The sequence below is a fragment of the Phaeacidiphilus oryzae TH49 genome, assembly GCF_000744815.1.
Taxonomy (GTDB): domain Bacteria; phylum Actinomycetota; class Actinomycetes; order Streptomycetales; family Streptomycetaceae; genus Phaeacidiphilus; species Phaeacidiphilus oryzae.
In genome coordinates, this window is record NZ_JQMQ01000005.1 from 1,640,547 (window position 1) to 1,660,395 (window position 19,849).

General features: G+C 69.5%; 14 protein-coding genes, 3 rRNA genes and 1 pseudogene. 5 read left to right on the forward strand and 13 right to left on the reverse strand.

All coding sequences use genetic code 11. The features are described 5' to 3' along the window. Positions 1-322: 322 nt before the first annotated feature. The 5 genes from rrf to BS73_RS11615 all read right to left on the reverse strand — a co-directional run bounded on the left by rrf (position 323) and on the right by BS73_RS11615 (position 8,108). Positions 323-439, reverse strand: a 5S ribosomal RNA gene (gene rrf / locus BS73_RS11595). Between the two features lie 100 nt (positions 440-539). Then, positions 540-3,657: ribosomal RNA gene (locus BS73_RS11600) — 23S ribosomal RNA — on the reverse strand. A 298-nt stretch (positions 3,658-3,955) separates the two neighbouring features. Next, positions 3,956-5,471: ribosomal RNA gene (locus BS73_RS11605) — 16S ribosomal RNA — on the reverse strand. The 16S, 23S and 5S rRNA genes sit together here, the layout of an rRNA operon. 551 nt (positions 5,472-6,022) lie before the next feature. Then, entirely contained in the window at positions 6,023-7,291 is a 1,269-nt protein-coding gene (gene tyrS, locus BS73_RS11610; RefSeq protein ID WP_037571551.1) for a tyrosine--tRNA ligase, read from the reverse strand. A gap of 142 nt (positions 7,292-7,433) precedes the next feature. Continuing rightward, the gene (locus BS73_RS11615) at positions 7,434-8,108 is read right to left on the reverse strand and encodes a DNA-3-methyladenine glycosylase (protein WP_037571552.1); all 675 of its coding nucleotides are present in this window, start codon (positions 8,106-8,108) and stop codon (positions 7,434-7,436) included. Positions 8,109-8,204: 96 nt separating this feature from the next. Here BS73_RS11615 and BS73_RS11620 point away from each other — a divergent pair, with 96 nt between their 5' ends. Continuing rightward, complete coding sequence (locus BS73_RS11620) at positions 8,205-8,738, forward strand: YbhB/YbcL family Raf kinase inhibitor-like protein (protein WP_235215381.1); 534 nt, start codon at positions 8,205-8,207, stop codon at positions 8,736-8,738. Positions 8,739-8,911: 173 nt separating this feature from the next. Further along, positions 8,912-9,442, forward strand: a complete 531-nt coding sequence (locus BS73_RS11625; protein WP_037579173.1) for an HNH endonuclease — start codon at positions 8,912-8,914, stop codon at positions 9,440-9,442. Here BS73_RS11625 and BS73_RS11630 read toward each other — a convergent pair. The 6 genes from BS73_RS11630 to BS73_RS11655 form a co-directional block, all read right to left on the reverse strand. Then, positions 9,424-10,719, reverse strand: coding sequence for an outer membrane protein assembly factor BamB family protein (locus tag BS73_RS11630; RefSeq protein ID WP_037571556.1), 1,296 nt, complete (start codon positions 10,717-10,719; stop codon positions 9,424-9,426). The genes BS73_RS11625 and BS73_RS11630 overlap by 19 nt on opposite strands. Next, a complete protein-coding gene (locus BS73_RS11635; protein WP_037571558.1) occupies positions 10,716-11,513 on the reverse strand; it encodes a hypothetical protein in 798 nt (265 codons plus the stop codon). The genes BS73_RS11630 and BS73_RS11635 overlap by 4 nt, the downstream gene beginning before the upstream one ends. A gap of 160 nt (positions 11,514-11,673) precedes the next feature. Next, positions 11,674-11,970, reverse strand: a complete 297-nt coding sequence (locus BS73_RS11640; RefSeq protein WP_037571560.1) for a 4a-hydroxytetrahydrobiopterin dehydratase — start codon at positions 11,968-11,970, stop codon at positions 11,674-11,676. Between the two features lie 52 nt (positions 11,971-12,022). After that, positions 12,023-13,042: an SPFH domain-containing protein gene (locus BS73_RS11645; protein WP_037571563.1), complete on the reverse strand. Its 1,020-nt coding sequence runs from the start codon at positions 13,040-13,042 to the stop codon at positions 12,023-12,025. 28 nt (positions 13,043-13,070) lie between these two features. Next, positions 13,071-13,502, reverse strand: coding sequence for an NfeD family protein (locus BS73_RS11650; RefSeq protein ID WP_037571565.1), 432 nt, complete (start codon positions 13,500-13,502; stop codon positions 13,071-13,073). 135 nt (positions 13,503-13,637) lie between these two features. Then, positions 13,638-14,435: an ABC transporter ATP-binding protein gene (locus tag BS73_RS11655; RefSeq protein ID WP_037571566.1), complete on the reverse strand. Its 798-nt coding sequence runs from the start codon at positions 14,433-14,435 to the stop codon at positions 13,638-13,640. 208 nt (positions 14,436-14,643) lie between these two features. On the opposite strand from BS73_RS11655, the pseudogene BS73_RS11660 reads away from it, so the two are divergent. Further along, positions 14,644-15,467: pseudogene (locus BS73_RS11660) on the forward strand (hypothetical protein). Between the two features lie 306 nt (positions 15,468-15,773). On the opposite strand, the gene BS73_RS11665 reads toward BS73_RS11660, so the two are convergent. Then, positions 15,774-16,409, reverse strand: coding sequence for a response regulator (locus BS73_RS11665; RefSeq protein ID WP_037571568.1), 636 nt, complete (start codon positions 16,407-16,409; stop codon positions 15,774-15,776). Further along, positions 16,402-17,499 (reverse strand): GAF domain-containing sensor histidine kinase, encoded by a 1,098-nt coding sequence (locus BS73_RS11670; RefSeq protein WP_084704629.1) that lies wholly within the window; start codon positions 17,497-17,499, stop codon positions 16,402-16,404. Before BS73_RS11670 ends, BS73_RS11665 begins: the two co-directional genes overlap by 8 nt. A gap of 420 nt (positions 17,500-17,919) precedes the next feature. Between BS73_RS11670 and BS73_RS11675 the strand changes: the two genes are divergently transcribed. Further along, positions 17,920-18,711: an SDR family NAD(P)-dependent oxidoreductase gene (locus BS73_RS11675; RefSeq protein ID WP_051939826.1), complete on the forward strand. Its 792-nt coding sequence runs from the start codon at positions 17,920-17,922 to the stop codon at positions 18,709-18,711. Continuing rightward, on the forward strand, positions 18,711-19,820 hold the full coding sequence (locus BS73_RS11680; protein ID WP_152617587.1) for an S-adenosylmethionine:tRNA ribosyltransferase-isomerase: 1,110 nt from the start codon (positions 18,711-18,713) through the stop codon (positions 19,818-19,820). The genes BS73_RS11675 and BS73_RS11680 overlap by 1 nt, the downstream gene beginning before the upstream one ends. The last annotated feature ends 29 nt before the right edge of the window (positions 19,821-19,849 follow it).

The following is a 19,849-nucleotide window of genomic DNA, read 5'->3' on the forward strand; positions in this document are numbered from 1 at the left end:
GGCCGCCCGAGGACCAGCGGGAACGCGGGCCCCCGCCGTAGCTGCCGCCGCCCCGGCCGTCACGCCGGCCGGCGCCCCCGCCGGTACCGCGCGGTCCCTCGCCCGACCGGCGCTGCGATCCATCCTGGGGCCGCTCCTGGCCGTGGCCTGGGTTCGTCATCGACGTGACTCCTTCTACGTTCTCTACTCACACGCCACAGCGCGGAGCAACACCCGCCGGGCCGACTTCAAGTCTCCCGCACGAGCGCCGATCCCGCTCACGGCAGCAAACGAAAAAAGCCGCGGCCCCAGCGAATCGCTGGGGCCGCGGCTGTGAAAAATTGTTCGGCGGCGTCCTACTCTCCCACACCCTCCCGAGTGCAGTACCATCGGCGCTGAGAGGCTTAGCTTCCGGGTTCGGAATGGGACCGGGCGTTTCCCTCTCGCTATGGCCACCGAAACCCTATGGGGTTCAGCGAACACACTTTTCAGTTGGAATTCTGCGATTCCGACCAAGGTTGTTTGCAACCCGGGAACCGCACAGTGGACGCGTAGCAGCTGAGGTCAAGCCCTCGGCCTATTAGTACCGGTCACCTCCACCCCTCACAGGGCTTCCAGACCCGGCCTATCAACCCAGTCGTCTACTGGGAGCCTTACCCCAACAAGTGGGTGGGAGTCCTCATCTCGAAGCAGGCTTCCCGCTTAGATGCCTTCAGCGGTTATCCCTCCCGAACGTAGCCAACCAGCCATGCCCTTGGCAGAACAACTGGCACACCAGAGGTTCGTCCGTCCCGGTCCTCTCGTACTAGGGACAGCCCTTCTCAAGACTCCAACGCGCACAGCGGATAGGGACCGAACTGTCTCACGACGTTCTAAACCCAGCTCGCGTACCGCTTTAATGGGCGAACAGCCCAACCCTTGGGACCTACTCCAGCCCCAGGATGCGACGAGCCGACATCGAGGTGCCAAACCATCCCGTCGATATGGACTCTTGGGGAAGATCAGCCTGTTATCCCCGGGGTACCTTTTATCCGTTGAGCGACGGCGCTTCCACAAGCCACCGCCGGATCACTAGTCCCTACTTTCGTACCTGCTCGACCCGTCAGTCTCACAGTCAAGCTCCCTTGTGCACTTACACTCACCACCTGATTGCCAACCAGGCTGAGGGAACCTTTGGGCGCCTCCGTTACCCTTTAGGAGGCAACCGCCCCAGTTAAACTACCCACCAGACACTGTCCCTGATCCGGATCACGGACCCAGGTTAGACATCCAGCACGACCAGACTGGTATTTCAAGATTGACTCCACCACCACTGGCGTGGCGACTTCACCGTCTCCCAGCTATCCTACACAAGCCGAACCGAACACCAATATCAAGCTATAGTAAAGGTCCCGGGGTCTTTCCGTCCTGCTGCGCGAAACGAGCATCTTTACTCGTAGTGCAATTTCACCGGGCCTGTGGTCGAGACAGTCAGGAAGTCGTTACGCCATTCGTGCAGGTCGGAACTTACCCGACAAGGAATTTCGCTACCTTAGGATGGTTATAGTTACCACCGCCGTTTACTGGCGCTTAAGTTCTCAGCCTCGCCCAGACGAATCCAGGCTAACCGGTCCCCTTAACGTTCCAGCACCGGGCAGGCGTCAGTCCGTATACCTCGCCTTACGGCTTCGCACGGACCTGTGTTTTTAGTAAACAGTCGCTTCCCGCTGGTCTCTGCGGCCACCACCAGCTCACACCGCAAGGGTGATCACCAGCAATGGCCCCCCTTCTCCCGAAGTTACGGGGGCATTTTGCCGAGTTCCTTAACCACAGTTCACCCGAACGCCTCGGTATTCTCTACCAGACCACCTGAGTCGGTTTAGGGTACGGGCCGCAACAGCACTCGCTAGAGGCTTTTCTCGACAGCATAGGATCATCCACTTCACCACAACGGCTCGGCATCAGGTCTCAGACTATTGCCAGGCGGATTTGCCTACCTGACGTCCTACACCCTTACCCCGGGACAACCACCGCCCGGGCTGGACTACCTTCCTGCGTCACCCCATCGCTCACCTACTACAGACTTGGTTCGCCGGCTCCACCACTCCCTTTGGTCCGAAGACCTCCGGGCGGCTTCACGGGCTTAGCATCACCTGGTTCAGCGCTGGCGCACTGCCACGGGTACCGGAATATCAACCGGTTGTCCATCGACTACGCCTGTCGGCCTCGCCTTAGGTCCCGACTTACCCTGGGCAGATCAGCTTGACCCAGGAACCCTTGGTCAATCGGCGCAGGAGTTTCCCACTCCTGAATCGCTACTCATGCCTGCATTCTCACTCGTGAACCGTCCACCCCTCGCTTCCGCGGAGGCTTCACCCGGCACACGACGCTCCCCTACCCATCCAGACAGGCGTTGGCCCTAATGTCTGAACGACACGACTTCGGCGGTGCGCTTGAGCCCCGCTACATTGTCGGCGCGGAATCACTTGACCAGTGAGCTATTACGCACTCTTTCAAGGGTGGCTGCTTCTAAGCCAACCTCCTGGTTGTCTCTGCGACTCCACATCCTTTCCCACTTAGCACACGCTTAGGGGCCTTAGTCGATGCTCTGGGCTGTTTCCCTCTCGACCATGGAGCTTATCCCCCACAGTCTCACTGCCGCGCTTCACTTACCGGCATTCGGAGTTTGGCTAAGGTCAGTAACCCGGTCAGGCCCATCGCCTATCCAGTGCTCTACCTCCGGCAAGAAACACACGACGCTGCACCTAAATGCATTTCGGGGAGAACCAGCTATCACGGAGTTTGATTGGCCTTTCACCCCTAACCACAGGTCATCCCCCAGGTTTTCAACCCTGGTGGGTTCGGGCCTCCACACGGTCTTACCCGCGCTTCACCCTGCCCATGGCTAGATCACTCCGCTTCGGGTCTTGAGCGTGCTACTGAAAACGCCCTCTTCGGACTCGCTTTCGCTACGGCTACCCCACCCGGGTTAACCTCGCAACACACCGCAAACTCGCAGGCTCATTCTTCAAAAGGCACGCAGTCACGACGCCGGACCGAAGTCCGACGCGACGCTCCCACGGCTTGTAGGCACACGGTTTCAGGTACTATTTCACTCCGCTCCCGCGGTACTTTTCACCATTCCCTCACGGTACTATCCGCTATCGGTCACCAGGGAATATTTAGGCTTAGCGGGTGGTCCCGCCAGATTCACACCAGATTCCTCGAGCCCGGTGCTACTTGGGAAACAAGCAAGCAAGTCGCTGACGTTTCAGCTACGGGGGTCTTACCCTCTACGCCGGGCCTTTCACATGCCCTTCGCCTACACCAACGATTTCTGACTCACCCAGCCTCCGGCAGAAGACTGAAGCTTGCTCCCACAACCCCGCCTGCGCAACCCCTGCCGGGTCTCACACACAAACGGTTTAGCCTCATCCGGTTTCGCTCGCCACTACTCCCGGAATCACGGTTGTTTTCTCTTCCTGCGGGTACTGAGATGTTTCACTTCCCCGCGTTCCCTCCACACTGCCTATGCGTTCAGCAGCGGGTGACGACCCATGACGATCGCCGGGTTTCCCCATTCGGACACCCCCGGATCAAAGCTCGGTTGACAGCTCCCCGGGGCCTATCGCGGCCTCCCACGTCCTTCATCGGTTCCTGGTGCCAAGGCATCCACCGTGCGCCCTTAAATACTTGGCCACAGATGCTCGCGTCCACTGTGCAGTTCTCAAGCAACAACCAACCACCCACCTAGCCCAAGCATGGGGTCGGCACTGAGAACGAACGGCCAACGGCCGTGCCCTCAGGACCCAACAGCGCGCCCGGACCGGCCTGCTGACACGGCCTCACGTTCCACGCCCCAAAGGGGCAGTACTGGTGAGCCGGCCAAGCCAGCCGATCCGAATAGTCAACGTTCCACCCATGAGCTACCACCGCCGGACGTGTGCCGGCGTAGTGGCCTCTGCACCCGCAGACGCGGATGAGAAGTGCTCCTTAGAAAGGAGGTGATCCAGCCGCACCTTCCGGTACGGCTACCTTGTTACGACTTCGTCCCAATCGCTGGTCCCACCTTCGACGGCTCCCCCCACAAGGGTTGGGCCACCGGCTTCGGGTGTTACCGACTTTCGTGACGTGACGGGCGGTGTGTACAAGGCCCGGGAACGTATTCACCGCAGCATGCTGATCTGCGATTACTAGCGACTCCGACTTCATGGGGTCGAGTTGCAGACCCCAATCCGAACTGAGGCCGGTTTTTTGAGATTCGCTCCACCTTGCGGTATCGCAGCTCATTGTGCCGGCCATTGTAGCACGTGTGCAGCCCAAGACATAAGGGGCATGATGATTTGACGTCGTCCCCACCTTCCTCCGAGTTGACCCCGGCAGTCTCCCGTGAGTCCCCGGCATAACCCGCTGGCAACACAGGACAAGGGTTGCGCTCGTTGCGGGACTTAACCCAACATCTCACGACACGAGCTGACGACAACCATGCACCACCTGTACACCGACCACAAGGGGGCGCCCATCTCTGGACGTTTCCGGTGTATGTCAAGCCTTGGTAAGGTTCTTCGCGTTGCGTCGAATTAAGCCACATGCTCCGCCGCTTGTGCGGGCCCCCGTCAATTCCTTTGAGTTTTAGCCTTGCGGCCGTACTCCCCAGGCGGGGAACTTAATGCGTTAGCTGCGGCACCGACGACGTGGAATGTCGCCAACACCTAGTTCCCAACGTTTACGGCGTGGACTACCAGGGTATCTAATCCTGTTCGCTCCCCACGCTTTCGCTCCTCAGCGTCAGTAATGGCCCAGAGATCCGCCTTCGCCACCGGTGTTCCTCCTGATATCTGCGCATTTCACCGCTACACCAGGAATTCCGATCTCCCCTACCACACTCCAGCCTGCCCGTATCGAATGCAGACCCGGGGTTAAGCCCCGGGCTTTCACATCCGACGCGACAGGCCGCCTACGAGCTCTTTACGCCCAATAATTCCGGACAACGCTCGCACCCTACGTATTACCGCGGCTGCTGGCACGTAGTTAGCCGGTGCTTCTTCTGCAGGTACCGTCACTTGCGCTTCTTCCCTGCTGAAAGAGGTTTACAACCCGAAGGCCGTCATCCCCCACGCGGCGTCGCTGCATCAGGCTTGCGCCCATTGTGCAATATTCCCCACTGCTGCCTCCCGTAGGAGTCTGGGCCGTGTCTCAGTCCCAGTGTGGCCGGTCGCCCTCTCAGGCCGGCTACCCGTCGTCGCCTTGGTAGGCCATCACCCCACCAACAAGCTGATAGGCCGCGGGCTCATCCTGGATCGCCGGAGCTTTCCACCCCCCACCATGCGGAGGAGGGTCATATCCGGTATTAGCACCGGTTTCCCGGTGTTATCCCAGAATCCAGGGCAGATTGCCCACGTGTTACTCACCCGTTCGCCACTGATCCACCCCGAAGGGCTTCACCGTTCGACTTGCATGTGTTAAGCACGCCGCCAGCGTTCGTCCTGAGCCAGGATCAAACTCTCCGTGAATGCTTTAAAAAAGAGCATCACGCAGAGGATGTGAATCCTCGCTGTGATTCTTCAAAGGAACCTCGCCCTGCCGAGACCGGCAGAGACGGGGTGTTTTATAGTCTGGCGTTGACTTTTGGCACGCTGTTGAGTTCTCAAGGAACGGACGCTTCCTTCGGGCCGGTATCCCTCCGGCGCCTCCGGGCGCTTCGTTCGTTTTCCACCTTAGCAGATCGTTTCCGATTCGCTTTTCCCCGGTGGCGGGGGCCGCCTTGGCGACGTCCACTACTTTAGCGTATTTCCGCGTTCGATTCGAACTCGGTAATTCGCTCATCGGCGCAGGCACAAGTCGATGCGGCCGGCCCCGAGAAGGGACGGCTGTATAGAAGAGTGAGTGCCGATGATCAAAGAGTGGCGCCGTCTCGGCCGGTGGCTCGTAAGCCAACCTGCTCAGGCGACTCGGACTACGTTATGCGCTTCGCGGCCGGGAGTCAAACAACCGGGCCGGGAATCTTGGAGGATTCCCGGCCCGGTTGTGAAGGCACAGGTCAGCGCGGTGACTTGACGGCGTGTCAGGCCTTCAGCTCGACCGCGGCCAGGTTGCGCTTGCCGCGGCGGAGGAGGAGCCAGCGGCCGTGGAGGAGGTCGGACTCGGCGGGAACCGCGTCCTCGTCGGTGATCTTGGTGTTGTTCAGGTAGGCGCCGCCCTCCTTGATGGTGCGGCGGGCGGCGGACTTGCTCTGCGCCAGGCCGGTGGCGGCGAGGAGGTCGACCACCGGGGGCAGCGGCAGCGCCTCCGCCTCCGTGCGCGGGAGCTCCGCGGTGGCCGCGGCCAGCGTGGCGGCGTCCAGTTCGGCGAGGTCGCCCTGGCCGAAGAGGGCCTTGGAGGCGGCGATCGCCCGGGCGCACTCCTCCGCGCCGTGGACCATCGTGGTGAGCTCCTCCGCCAGGGCGCGCTGGGCGGCTCGGGCGGCGGGGCGCTCGGTGGTCAGCCGGTCCAGCTCCTCGATCTCCTCGCGGGACTTGAAGCTGAACACCCGGAGGAAGTTGGAGACGTCCCGGTCGTCCGCGTTCAGCCAGAACTGGTAGAAGGCGTACGGGGTGGTGAGTTCGGGGTCCAGCCACACCGTGCCGGACTCGGTCTTGCCGAACTTGGTGCCGTCGGCCTTGGTCAGCAGCGGGATGGCCAGCGCGTGGACGCTCTCGCCCTCGCTCCTGCGGATCAGGTCGACGCCCGCGGTGAGGTTGCCCCACTGGTCGCTGCCGCCGGTCTGGAGGGTGCAGCCGTAGCGGCGGTAGAGCTCCAGGAAGTCCATGGCCTGGAGGACCTGGTAACTGAACTCGGTGTAGCTGATGCCGGCGTCCGAGTTGAGGCGGCGGGCGACGGCCTCCTTGGCGATCATGTTGTTGACGCGGAAGTGCTTCCCCACGTCGCGGAGGAGGTTGATCGCGGAGAGGCCGGAGGTCCAGTCGAGGTTGTTGACCATCTGGGCCGCGTTGGGGCCGTCGAAGTCGAGGTAGCGCTCGATCTGGCCGCGCAGCCGGCCGACCCAGCCGGCCACCGTCTCCGGGTCGTTCAGGGTGCGCTCGGCCGTCGGCTTGGGGTCGCCGATCAGGCCCGTCGCCCCGCCGACCAGGCCGAGCGGGCGGTGGCCCGCCTGCTGGAGCCGGCGCAGCTGGATGATCTGCACCAGGTTGCCGATGTGGAGGCTGGGGGCGGTGGGGTCGAAGCCGCAATAGAAGGTGACCGGGCCGTCGGCGAAGGCCTTGCGGAGTGCGTCCTCGTCGGTGGAGACGGCGATCAGGCCGCGCCACTTGAGTTCGTCGACGATGTCGGTCACGGGTTCTGCTCTCCTTCTGTGCGGCCGGCCCGCTGGAAGAGCCGGGGCCTGCTAAGAGGGTACGGGGCCGCGCCACGGGTTTTCGCATCCGTCCGGGGACCGGGAGACGCCGGTCAGGCGGGCCCCGGCGCGGCCGTGGCGGCTACGGCGTGGGCCGCGCCGGGCGGGTGCGGGTCCGGCGGGGGGTGTGGCGGCGGTAGGGGCTGACGGTCGGGTCGTCGGCGATCCAGAAGCGCCAGGGGCGGTCGGACGCCTGGGCGAGGCCGGTGCGCGGGCCCGTGCGGACGGCGGCGGGCGGGGGCGGGGTGCCGGGGAGGAGGTGGAAGCGGGTGGTCCCGGCCGACGGGTCCTCGGGCGGGCAGGCGTCGGCGCCGTTCTCCTCCCGGGCCACGCCGAGGGCGGTGGCCAACCGGGCCGGGCCGCGGGCCAGTTCGGCGTCGCGGCGGGCGGTGGGGCGGCGGGCGCGGGCGAGTTCGGCGCCCTCGACGATCTCGCCGGCGCGGAGGAGGACGGCGGAGGGCCGCTCCCCCGGACCGGTCACCAGGTTCATGCAGTAGTGCATGCCGTAGGTGAAGTACACGTAGACGTGCCCGGGCGGCCCGAACATGACCGCGTTCCGCGGGGTGCGGCCGCGGTAGGAGTGGGCGCCGGGGTCGTCCGGGCCGTCGTACGCCTCGACCTCGGTGAGGCGGAGCGCCGTGCGGCCGTCCGGGTGGTCGTGCACCAGGATGCGGCCGAGGAGGTCCGGGGCCGCCTCCAGCACCGGGCGGTCGAAGAAGGCCCGGCTGAGCGGGGGGTTCGGGGGTGGGGCTGACACGGCGTCGAGGGTACGTGGCCGGTGATCGGCGGACTAGCATCGGGCGGGAAGTGTCAGTGCAGTAAGTGCAGGGCTATGTGTGAGGAGGGTCTGGGAGTGAGTGAGCAGGGCAAGCGGCGTCCGCTTCCGCATGACTTCCATCCGCCGGTTCCCGGAGTGGCGGTCAGCAGCACGGACCTGACGGACGGCGGCACGCTGCCGGACGCCCAGGTCTACGCGAAGGGGAACACCTCCCCGCAGCTGAGCTGGGCGGCTGGGCCGGAGGGGACCCGCAGCTACGCGGTCACCTGCTACGACCCGGACGCGCCCACCGGGTCGGGCTTCTGGCACTGGGTGGTCTTCGACATCCCCGCGGACGTCAGGGAGCTGCCGACCGGGGCCGGCTCCGGCGACTTCAAGGGGCTGCCGGCCGGTGCCGTGCAGGTCCGCAACGACTACGGCAGCAAGGACTTCGGCGGCGCCGCTCCCCCGCCCGGGGACGGCCCGCACCGCTACGTCTTCACCGTGTACGCGGTGGACACCGAGAAGCTGGGCCCGGACGCGGACGCCACCGCGGCGTTCGTCGGCTTCAACCTCCGCTTCCACGCGATCGCGCGCGGGAATCTGATCGCGGAGTACGAGGAGAAGTAGCGCCGGACCGCGGTTGCCGGGGCGCCTCTCGCGTCACCGGGGATTCGCCGGAAATTTCGTTGTTGGCTCGCCCTCTCCGGGCGGAGAGTGGGATCACTCTCGCCCGGAGGGGGCGAGCTGTGTTTTCGGGGTTTCCTGGGTATGCCTGGGTCACGAGGGAGGGCGGGCTGATGGTGCGTCGGACGCTGGTGTTGAACGCGGGGTACGAGCCGCTGTCGACGGTGAGCGTGCAGCGCGGGGTGATCCTGGTGCTGCAGGGGAAGGCGGTGGTGGAGCGGGCGCATCCGATGCGGGTGCTGCGCGGTTCCGGCGGGCGGGTCGAGGTGCCGCTGCCCGAGGTGGTGCGGTTGCGGCGGTATGTGAGAGTGCCGTTCCGACATCGGGTCCCCTGGTCGCGCCGGGGGGTGCTGGTCCGGGACGGGTACCGGTGCGCGTACTGCGGGCGGCGGGCGGACACGGTCGACCACATCGTGCCGCGCGCCCAGGGTGGCGGGAACAGCTGGCTCAACACGGTCGCGGCCTGCTCGCGGGACAACGGGCGGAAGGCCGACCGGACGCCGGAGCAGGCCGGGATGCGGCTGCTCCGGCTGCCGTTCGAGCCGAGCCGGGAGCACGCGCTGCTGACCGCGTTGGGGATCACCGACCTGACGCTGGATCAGTTCGGCGGCGTGGCAGGTGAGTTCTCTCAGCCGGCGTTGCGGTAGGCGGTGACCGCCGTGGCGTAGGTGGTGGTGAAGGCCGGGAGGGTGGCGATCAGGTCGTTGTCCATGACCACCCGGCCGGAGGTGAGGAGCGACCCGGTGCCGTTCGGGAAGCCGCCGCCCTGGGTCTCCTTGCCGTCGCCCAGGGCCAGCTTGCTGAGCCGGGCCTGCTGTCCGGTGCGCTCCTCGGTGGCCATCACCACGGACTGGCCGTCTATGCCGACCGGGGCCGACTGGCCCTGCTCGGTGAGCTTGGTGAGCCATTCCCGCTTGCCGGTCGACAGGTCGTAGGCGGCGACGGTGGTGGCCGCCGACGGGGAGCCGGAGCCGGCGGCCGGGGTGAGGGCGGCGACCATGGTGGTGCCCTGGAACCAGACGCCGGGGGTCGGGTCGAAGGCGCCGTGGGCGGCGGCGAGGGTGCCGCCGCTCTGGGCGAGCGGGATGTCCGGCTGGGACGAGCCGGTCTGGCTGAACGACATGACCTTGTTCTTGGTGGTGTCGGTGTAGTTGACGCCGACCGCGATGGGCTGCGCGGAGAGGACGGTGAACGAGGCGGCGTCCCCCGGCAGTCCGCGCCACCAGTTCATCTTGCCGCTGGTGGCGTCGAGTTGGACCAGCTGCTGCTTGCTGCTGGTGTCCGCGCAGGTCGCCTGGACCAGGACGGTGCTGCTGCCGCCGTCGCCGGCCAGGGTGCAGAACTTGCCGGGGCCGGCGTAGGTCCACTTCTGGGCGCCGGAGCCGGAGTCGTAGCCGACCGCCTGGTCGTCGCCGACGGCGATCACCCGGTTGTCGGTGACGCTGACGGCCGCGTCGTAGCCGGAGGAGCCCGAGGAGAGGCTCTTGGTCCACTTGGTGCGGCCGGTGGCGGTGTCCACCGCGACCACGGAGGTGCAGGGCTGCCCGGTGCCGGGTTTGGGCTGGTAGAGGACCGCGCCTAGGCCGGCCGAGTTGACCTCGGGCGACATCCCGCAGGGGACGGCGTTGGCGCTGGGGGCGGCGACCGTCCACAGCTTGTGGCCGTCCGAGGCGGAGTAGGCGGTGACCGCCGTGCCGTCGCCGCGGACCACGGCGTTGCCGGTGATCCAGCCGCCGAGGAGGCCGTCCTGGTTGGACCCGGCCGAGGCGTCGGCGGGGGCGGACCAGGCCTTGGTGTGGGCGACGGCCAGGTCGGCGGAGGCGGAGCCGCCCGCGGCGCCGGGGGTGCCGGTGCCGCCGGGGCCGTTCCCGGCGACCAGGACGCCGGCCACGACCAGGACGGCGAGGGCGCCGCCGCCGATCATCGCCCGCTTGCGGAAGGTGTGGCGGTCGGTGCCGGGGGCGCGGCCGATCGCCGCGTCCTTGAGGTTCTGCAGGTTGAGCGCGGGGGGCGCTGGCTCACCCGGGGCCCCGGGCGGGACCTCGGGCGGGGCCTCGGCGGCCGAGGCGGCGGTGGCGCCGACGGGGCCGCGGCGGCGTTCGCGGCGGTGGCGCCGTCGAGGGCCGAGGGGTCCCAGGACTGGGTGCTCTCGGCCGGGGACTCCTCGGCGGCGTACGGCTGCTGCTGGTAGGGGTCCTGCTGCTGGTAGCCGGAGAGGTCGTACTGCTGCTGCTCGCCGTACTGGTCCTGCTGCCCGTACTGGTCCTGCTGCGCGTACTCGTCCTGCTGGGTCTGCTGGTCCTGCTGGGTCTGCTGGTCGTACTCCGGGACGTACGGGGCGGTGGACGGGGCCGCCGGGTAGTCGCCGGGGTTGAGGTACTGCTCGGGGTCGCCGACGTAGGCGCCGTAGGCCTGCTGCGCGTACGGGTCGCCCTGCGGGTAGGTGGAGCCGTCCGGGTAGCCGGTGGGCTGGACGTAGGCGGTGGCGTACTCCGGCGGAGGGTAGGAGTCCGCTCCGGTTGCCGGGGCCGAGCCGTAGTCCGGGTACGGGGTGCTGCCGTAGTCGGCGTAGCCGCCGTAGCCGGACTGGTCGGGGTACTCGCCGCCGGCACCGTATCCGGCCTGGCCGTCGCCCGGTCCGGGCTGCTGCCAGTACTGGCCGTAGTCGTAGTCCGCGGACTGCTGCTGCCCGTCGGTGCCGGAGGGTTCGTGTGCCATGAGTCCGTCCGTTGCCGTCTGCGATGCGTGGGCCAGCATCTCATGACGCGGAGGAAACGCCAGTCACTCCCTTGACGGCGGCTGCGGTATGCGCAACTCGGGATGGAATGGACCGATTTGACGCCATGTGACGTGAACACGAAGTGACGGCACGGTGGACTCAGGCGCCGTGTTCCCTGGCGATCTCGTCGATGCGGGCGGCCAGCCGGACGTCCTTGCCGGTGATGCCGCCGGCCGAGTGGGTACTCAGCGTGAAGTGGAGGGTGCGCCAGCGGATGTCGATGTCGGGGTGGTGGTCGGCCGCCTCGGCGGCCTCGGCGACGTCGTCCACCACCCTGATCGCGGTCGGGAAGTCGGCCGCCTGGACGGTCCGCTGGAGGGCGTCGCCGGAGCGCACCCAGGCCGGGAGGCCGGCCAGTTCCTTGTCGATCTGCTCGTCGGTCAGTCGCTCGGTCATGGCCGGCCTCCCTGGGTGGGTCAACTGGGTTGCCTGGGCAGCGGGTTGACGGTTATTCGGGGTCGATCTCCGGATAGTCGCGGCCGCCGTCGATCCGGGGGCGGGCGGCGGAGTCGCCGGACTCCAGCCGGTCCCCGTCCTGCTGGCGCGGGATCGCCGGAGCACCCGAGGCGCTGCCGTTGCCCGGAGCGGGCTGCTGCGGTGCCAGGTTACTGAAGGCGCCCCCGAGACCCTTGAGCGCATCGCCGACCTCGCTCGGAATGATCCAGAGCTTGTTGGAGTCGCCCTTGGCGATCTCAGGCAGGGTCTGCAGGTACTTGTAGGCGAGCAGCTGCTGGTCGGCCTGGCCCTCGTGGATCGCCTCGAAGACGGTGCGGATCGCGGACGCCTCACCCTCGGCGCGCAGCACCGCCGCCTGGGCCTCGCCGTCCGCGCGGAGGACGTCGGCCTGCTGGGTGCCCTCGGCCTCCAGGATCTGGGCCTGCTTCACACCCTCGGCGGTGAGGATCGCGGCCCGCTTGTCACGGTCGGCGCGCATCTGCTTCTCCATCGAGTCCTGGATGGAGGTCGGCGGCTCGATCGCCTTCAGCTCGACGCGGTTGACCCGGATGCCCCACTTGCCCGTCGCCTCGTCGAGGACCCCGCGCAGACCGGCGTTGATGGTCTCACGGGAGGTCAGCGTGGACTCCAGGTCCATCGAGCCGATGATGTTGCGCAGGGTGGTGACGGTGAGCTGCTCGATGGCCTGGATGTAGCTGGCCACCTCGTAGGTGGCCGCCCGGGGGTCGGTGACCTGGTAGTAGATGACCGTGTCGATGTTCACCACCAGGTTGTCCTGGGTGATCACCGGCTGCGGCGGGAAGGGCACGACCTGCTCGCGGAGGTCGATCCGGTTGCGGACGGTGTCGATGAACGGCACCACGATGTTCAGCCCGGCGTTCAGCGTGCGGGTGTAGCGCCCGAAGCGCTCCACGATGGCCGCGCTCGCCTGCGGGATCACCTGGATCGTCTTGATCAGCGCGATGAACGCCAGCACCACGAGGATGACCAGGACGATGATGACGGGTTGCACGTGTACTCCCGGGGTCCGCTTCGGACTGTTAGAGGACGAGGGCGGTCGCGCCCTCGATGTCGGCGACGTTGACCTGCTGGCCGGGCTCGAAGACCTGGTCCGCGCCGAGTGCGCGGGCCGACCACACCTCGCCGTCGAGCTTGATCCGGCCGCCGTGCTCGTCCACCCGTTCCAGGACCAGCGCGCGGGCCCCCTTCAGCCGCTCGATGCCGGTCGGCACCGGGGGCCGGCGGGTGAGATGGCGTACCGCGATCGGGCGTACGAAGACCAGCAGGGCGACGGAGACGGCGAGGAAGACCACGAACTGGAGCACCACGTTGCCGCCGAGCGCGGCGGTGGCGGCGGCGCAGCCGGCCCCCACCGCGAACATGCCGAACTCGGGCAACGCCGTTACGACCAGCGGGATACCGAGCACCCCCGCTGCGATCAGCCACCACACCCAGCTCTCCACGGGGTCCATGGTAGGCGTGCGGGCCCGCCTGGACGAGGGATCGCCCAGGTCGGGCCCTGCGGAGTGGGGCATTCCGCGTGCAGGGGCGCGAAAAGCCGGTAGGGAGTGTGAAGTTGTGCGCGCCCGGTGGGAGTTGAGGGCGCGTCAGCCGACCGAGAGGGGAAGGCCGCGAGCCGTCCAGCGGTCGCCGGACTGCTCCAGTTCGAGCGGCAGGCCGAAGCAGAGCGAGAGGTTGCGGGCGCTCAGCTCGGTCTCGATCGGACCGGCGGCCAGCACCTTGCCCTGACGGACCATCAGGACGTGGGTGAAGCCGGCCGCGATCTCCTCCACGTGATGGGTGACCATCACCATCGCGGGAGCCTGCGGGTCCTGGGCCAGGGCGCCGAGGCGGCGCAGCAGGTCCTCCCGGCCGCCGAGGTCCAGGCCGGCGGCGGGCTCGTCGAGGAGGAGGAGCTCGGGGTCGGTCATCAGGGCGCGCGCGATCAGCACCCGCTTCCGCTCGCCCTCGGAGAGGGTGCCGAACTTGCGGTCGGTGTAGCCGGCCATGCCCAGGCGGTCGAGGAGCGCCAGGGCGCGGGCCTCGTCGGTGCCCTCGTACTCCTCGCGCCAGCCGGCGGTCATTCCGTACGCGGCGGTGAGGACGGTCTGCAGGACGGTCTGGCGGCGCGGCAGCTTGTCGATCATGCCGGCGCCGGCCATGCCGATCCGCGGGCGCAGCTCGAAGACGTCGACCGAGCCGAGCTTCTCACCGAGGATCGCGGCCGTGCCGGAGGACGGGAAGAGATAGCTGGAGGCCACCTGGAGGAGGGTCGTCTTGCCGGCGCCGTTCGGGCCCAGCACGACCCAGCGCTCCCCTTCCGCGATCGCCCAGGACACGTGGTCCACCAGCGGCCGGCCGTCCCGGACCACGGAAACGTCGACCAGCTCCAGCACGTCGCTCATTGCGTACGCCTTCCCCATCTTCATCCGCTGTACATCAGCACTCGGCACGCCCGGCACACCGCCGCGCTCCTCGGCGCGCGATGTCGCAAAGGAAAACCTACGCCACGAGCCCGGGTGAGTTGTCCGTAGGCTGACCGCCATGCAGGAGTTCCCGGAGAGCAACGGTTCGCACGCGTCCTACGGAGGGACGGAGGGCGGGCTCGACATACTGTTCGGCGACACGCGGTCCGGGCGGCTGGTCGCGTGGGGCAACGCACTGCTCGGGGGGTCGGCCGCGCCGGACGACGTCGCGGACGCGGTGCGCGGGACCGACACCCGGCATCTGGTGCGGGAGGCCGACGGCGGAGTGAGCGGACTCACCCTGGCGCTCGGACGGCTGCGCGGGCGCGGAGTCACCGGGCTGCGGCTGGCGCTGCCGGTGCCGGGGCATCCGCTCGGGCTGAGCGGACCGGCCGCGTTCAACTCGGCGGCGATCGAGGCGGGCGAGGCGGTGCTCGCGGTCGGCGGCGGGATCGGGTTCGTGCCGGAGATCGCCTGGCACGGGGCCGGAGAGGACGAGGCGGACGGCATCACCGAGGTCGTCTGGCAGTGCCTGGACGTGCGCGACGACGCGCCGCCGGCGGACGTTCCGGCGCTGGGGGACGCGGAGCGGGAGCTGCTGGAGGCCATGCGGGACGCCACCGAGCTGCTGCTGCGACTGGATGTGGCGGGGGGCGCGCGGGCCGGTGAGGTGAGGGCGCTGCTGCGGAGTGGGGGCGGGGGCGGGGTCGCGGAGGCGGCGGCGGGGGCGGGGGTCGCGGGGGCGGCGGTGAGTTGGCGGAGGTGCTGGCGCCGGGGTACTCGCCTCGGGCGGCTCGGGTGCTGGAGCGGGCTCGGCGGGTGGCGGCGCTGGTCGCTATCGCGCGGAGTGGGGAGGGGGCGGCGGTGAGTGCCGGGGAGATGGCCATGCGGGAGCAGGCGCTGCGGCCGGTGGAGCGGGCGGCGCGGCGGGCGCTGGTTGCTGCGCATAACTCTTTTGTCGACGGGGGGTAGGCGGGCTGTTCGCCTGCGGCGGGCGCGCTGTTCGCCTGCGGCGGGGCGTTTCGCCTGCGGCGGGCTGTGCCCCGGACCCGCCCCTTCCCGAAACCGGGGGAGGCCCCCGGGCCCCCTGGGCTTCGGCGGCTACCGGGGCGGCGGGGGCGTCGATGCCGGGTGCGGCGCCGTAGCGGGCTGGTCGCGCAGTTCCCGCGCCCCTTACTTGCGCCTTCGGCGCTGCGCTCGGGGCGGTGACGCGGATGACCGAGCCCCGCGCCCCTTGACTTGCGCCTTCGGCGCTGCGGTCGGGCGGGGCGGTCGGGGTCAGGTGAGGTTGTTGCGGACTGCGTAGAGCGCGGCCTGGGTGCGGTCGGCGAGGTCTAGTTTCATCAGGATGTTGGAGACGTGGGTCTTGACCGTCTTCTCGGAGAGGTGGAGGGCCCGGGCGATCTCCCGGTTGGAGCGGCCGTCCGCGATCAGCGCCAGGACCTCGCGTTCGCGTTCGGTGAGGGAGCCGGCTCGGCCCTCCGGCGCCGGGTCCTCGGTCAGGAGGGCGTCGGCCAGCTCGGGTTGGAGGAGGACGTGGCCGGCGTGGACGGCGCGGATCGCGCCCGCGAGGGCGTCCGGGTCGACGTCCTTGTAGACGTAGCCCACGGCGCCCGCGCGCAGCGCCGGGACCACCGTGCGGTGCTCGGTGAAGCTGGTGACGATCAGCACCTTCGCCCGGTCGCCGCGGGCGCGCAGCTCGCGGAGGGCCTCGATGCCGTCCGTCCCCGGCATCACCACGTCCATCAGGATCACGTCGGGAGCGACCGTCTCGGCCAGGGACACTCCCTCGGCCCCGTCGGCCGCCTCGCCGACCACCTCGATGTCGTCCTGCACCTCCAGGAAGGTGCGCAGACCGCGCCGCACCACCTGGTGGTCGTCGACGATCAGTACCTTGATCCGGCCATCAGCCACCGGGCACCTCCAGTTCGATGACGGTCCCCTTGCCGGGCTCGGACCGGATCGTGAGTTCGCCGCCGATGGAGGCGGCCCGATCGCGCATGGACACCAGCCCGAGGTGGCGTCCGGCGCGGCGGACGGCGGCCGGGTCGAAGCCCGATCCGTCGTCGGTGACGCGGAGCAGCGCCCCCCGCGGACTCCTCGCGCCGGCCCGGAACTCGAGGTCCACCCGGCCGGCGCCGGAGTGCCGGAGGGCGTTGTGCAGCGCCTCCTGGGCGACCCTGAGGACCGCCTCCTCCTGCGAGGGCGGGAGCGGGCGGATCCGCTGGTCGGCGGCGAAGACCACCTCGGCGGTGTGCGCCCGGTCGAGGACGTCGGCCTGGGAGGCGAGGGTGAGGAGGAGGCCGTCCTCCTCCAGCGCGGCCGGGCGCAACTCGACGACCACGCTGCGGAGTTCGTCGGCCGCCTCGGCCGCCAGCCGGGACACCTCGGTGAGTTCGGCGCGGGCCCGCTCCGGGTCGCGGGCGATCAGCGTGGCGGCGGCCTGGGCGGTGAGGCGCAGCGAGAACAGCTTCTGGGAGACCGCGTCGTGCAGCTCGTGGGCGATCCTGGCCCGCTCGCCGATCAGGGTGAGCTCGCGGCTGCGCTCGTAGAGGCGGGCGTTGGTGAGGGCGAGGGCGGCGTGCGCGGCCAGGATGCGCAGGAGTTCCTCGTCGTGGGTGGTGAAGCCGGCGCCGCTGGGGTCCTCCTTCTTGTTGGAGAGGAAGAGGGCGCCCACGATCTCGTCGCCGTCGAGGACGGGTACGCCGAGGAAGTCCCGCAGCTCGGGGTGGGCGCTTGGCCAGCCGCCGAAGCGCGGGTCGCGGCGGACGTCGGCCAGGCGGGTGGGGGTCGCCTCGTGGAGCATCGCGGCGAGGACGCCGTGCTGGCGGGGCAGCGGGCCGATGGCGCGCCACTGCTCGTCGGTGACGCCGTCGACGACGAACTGGGCGAAGCCGCCGTTGTCGTCCGGCACGCCGAGGGCCGCGTACTCGGCGCCGAGGAGGGTGCGGGCGGAGCCGACGATCCGCTGGAGGACCTCGCGGACCTCCAGGTGGCGGCTCATCGCCAGGACGGCGGAGCTGACCGCCTCGATGCCGCCGAGGCAGGGGTCGCCGGGGGCGGGGGCTCCGGGGGCGGGGTCGCCGGACGTGGAGGCTCCGGGCGTGGAGACTCCGGGCGTGCCGCTGTCCGGGGAGCAGGCGCAGCCCGCCCCGGCCCCGGCGGTCCTGAGGGGGTCCGGCGGGGTGGTCGGCGGGGTCTGCTCGGTCGGCATACCGGTCACGGTACCGCCGGGTGATCGCGGAGGCATCGGGCCGCGGGCCGGGCCGGCACCGGCCGGGGGGCGTAGGTCGAATGCCGGGGCTGCGGGCCGCGGGCGGCCGAGGCGGCTGGTCCCCTTCCGGTCCTAGCGTCGGAGATCGACGGACGGCCGCGGACCCCGTACGGGGGCGGCGGCCGAGGGACGGGAAGGACGGACGCGGTGATGGCGGGACCGGTGGCGATCGTGACGGGCGCTTCGCGCGGGCTGGGCCTCGCGCTGGCGGGTGAGCTGGCGGCGCGGGGGTGGTCGCTGGTGCTGGACGCGCGGGGCGCGGAGGCGCTGGCGGCGGCCGGGGAGGCGGTACGGGGGCGCGGCGCGACGGCGGGCGCAGGCGAGAGCCCGGGGGCAGGCGCTGGGCAGGTGGTGGCCGTGGCCGGGGACGTCACCGACGGCCGGCACCAGGAGGAACTGGTGAGCGCGGCAGAGCGGTTGGGCGGCCTCCACCTGCTGGTCAACAACGCCAGCGCGCTGGGCGCCGAACCGCTGCGGCGGCTCGCGGAGCTCCCGGTGGACGGGTTCCGGCGGGCCCTGGAGGTCAATGCGGTGGCGCCGCTCGGGCTGATCCAGCGGGCCCTGCCGCTGCTGCGGGAGGGTGCGGGCGCGGTGCTGAACATCAGCTCGGACGCGGCGGTGGAGGCGTACCCGGCCTGGGGCGGCTACGGGGCCTCCAAGGCGGCCCTCGACCAGCTGTCGGCGGTGCTGGCGGCGGAGGAGCCGGCGGTACGGGTGTGGGCGGTGGATCCGGGCGAGATGCGGACCGCGCTGTACGCGGCGGCGGTGCCGGACGACGACATGTCCGGGTGCGCCGAGCCGGAGGCGGTGGCCCGGGTGCTGGCGGCTCTGGTGGCGTCACGGGAGGTGGCCGGGGGCCGGTACTCGGCGGCGGAGATCCGGACGGGGATCGGGACGGGGATCGGCACGGGAATCGGCACGGGAATCGGAGCGGAGAGCTGATGGGGCGTCAGGGGATGCTGGCGGAGACGGGGTTCGACGGGTTCGTGCTGCCGGAGGAGCTGTCGGCCCGGGTGCCCGCGGAGGAGCGCGGGGACGGGCGGGACGACGTCCGGCTGCTGGTGGGCAGCGGCACGGAGGTGAGCCACCACCGCTTCCGTGAGCTGCCGGGGCTGCTGCGGGCCGGGGACGTGGTGGTCGTCAATGTGTCGGCGACGCTGCCGGCGGCGGTGGACGGGGAGCTTGCCGCGGGCGAGCCGGTCGTCGTCCACTTCTCCACGCGGTGGCGCGGAGGCGGCGGCGAGTGGGTGGTCGAGGTGCGGGCGCCGGGGAGCGGCGGGGCCTCGGTGGAGTGGGCGCGCGGCGGCGGAGCGGGGCTGCGGAGCGGAACGGTCGTGCGGTTGCCTGCCGGCGCCGAGTTGACGCTGCGTCAGTCTGCTTACGGGGGGCGGCGGTTGTGGCGGGCCGCACTGTCGGAGCCGGATGCGGTGGGGTATCTGCGGCGGCACGGGCGGGCGATCCGGTACGGCTACACGGATCGAGACCGGCCGGTGGGGGCGTATCAGACGGTGTTCGCCGAGGCGGCGGAACGGCTGCGCGGACGGGCGGCCTCGGGGTCCGCGGAGATGCCGAGCGCGGGGCGGCCGTTCACCGACCGGATGGTGACCGAGCTGGTCAGCGCGGGTGTGCTGGTGGTGCCGCTGGTCCTGGACACCGGGGTGGCCTCGGCGGAGGCCGGGGAGCCGCCGCACGCCGAGTGGTACACGGTGCCGGAGGCGACCGCGCGGGCGGTACGGGCGGCTCGGGCGGGCGGGGGGCGGGTGATCGCTGTGGGCACCACCGTGGTGCGGGCACTGGAGTCCGCGGTGGCGGCGGAGAGCGGCACGCTGGAGGCGGCGAGCGGGTGGACCGAGCTGGTGGTGACCCCGGACCGCGGGGTGCGGGCGGTGGACGGGATCCTGACCGGCCTCCACGAGCCGCGGGCCTCGCACCTGCTGATGCTGGAGGCGATCGCCGGCCGGGAGCTGCTGGCCCGCTGCTACGACGCGGCGCTGGCGGAGCGGTACCTGTGGCATGAGTTCGGGGACCTGAACCTGCTGCTCCGGGGTTGAGGCCGGGCACGAAAGGCGAGGCCACCGGA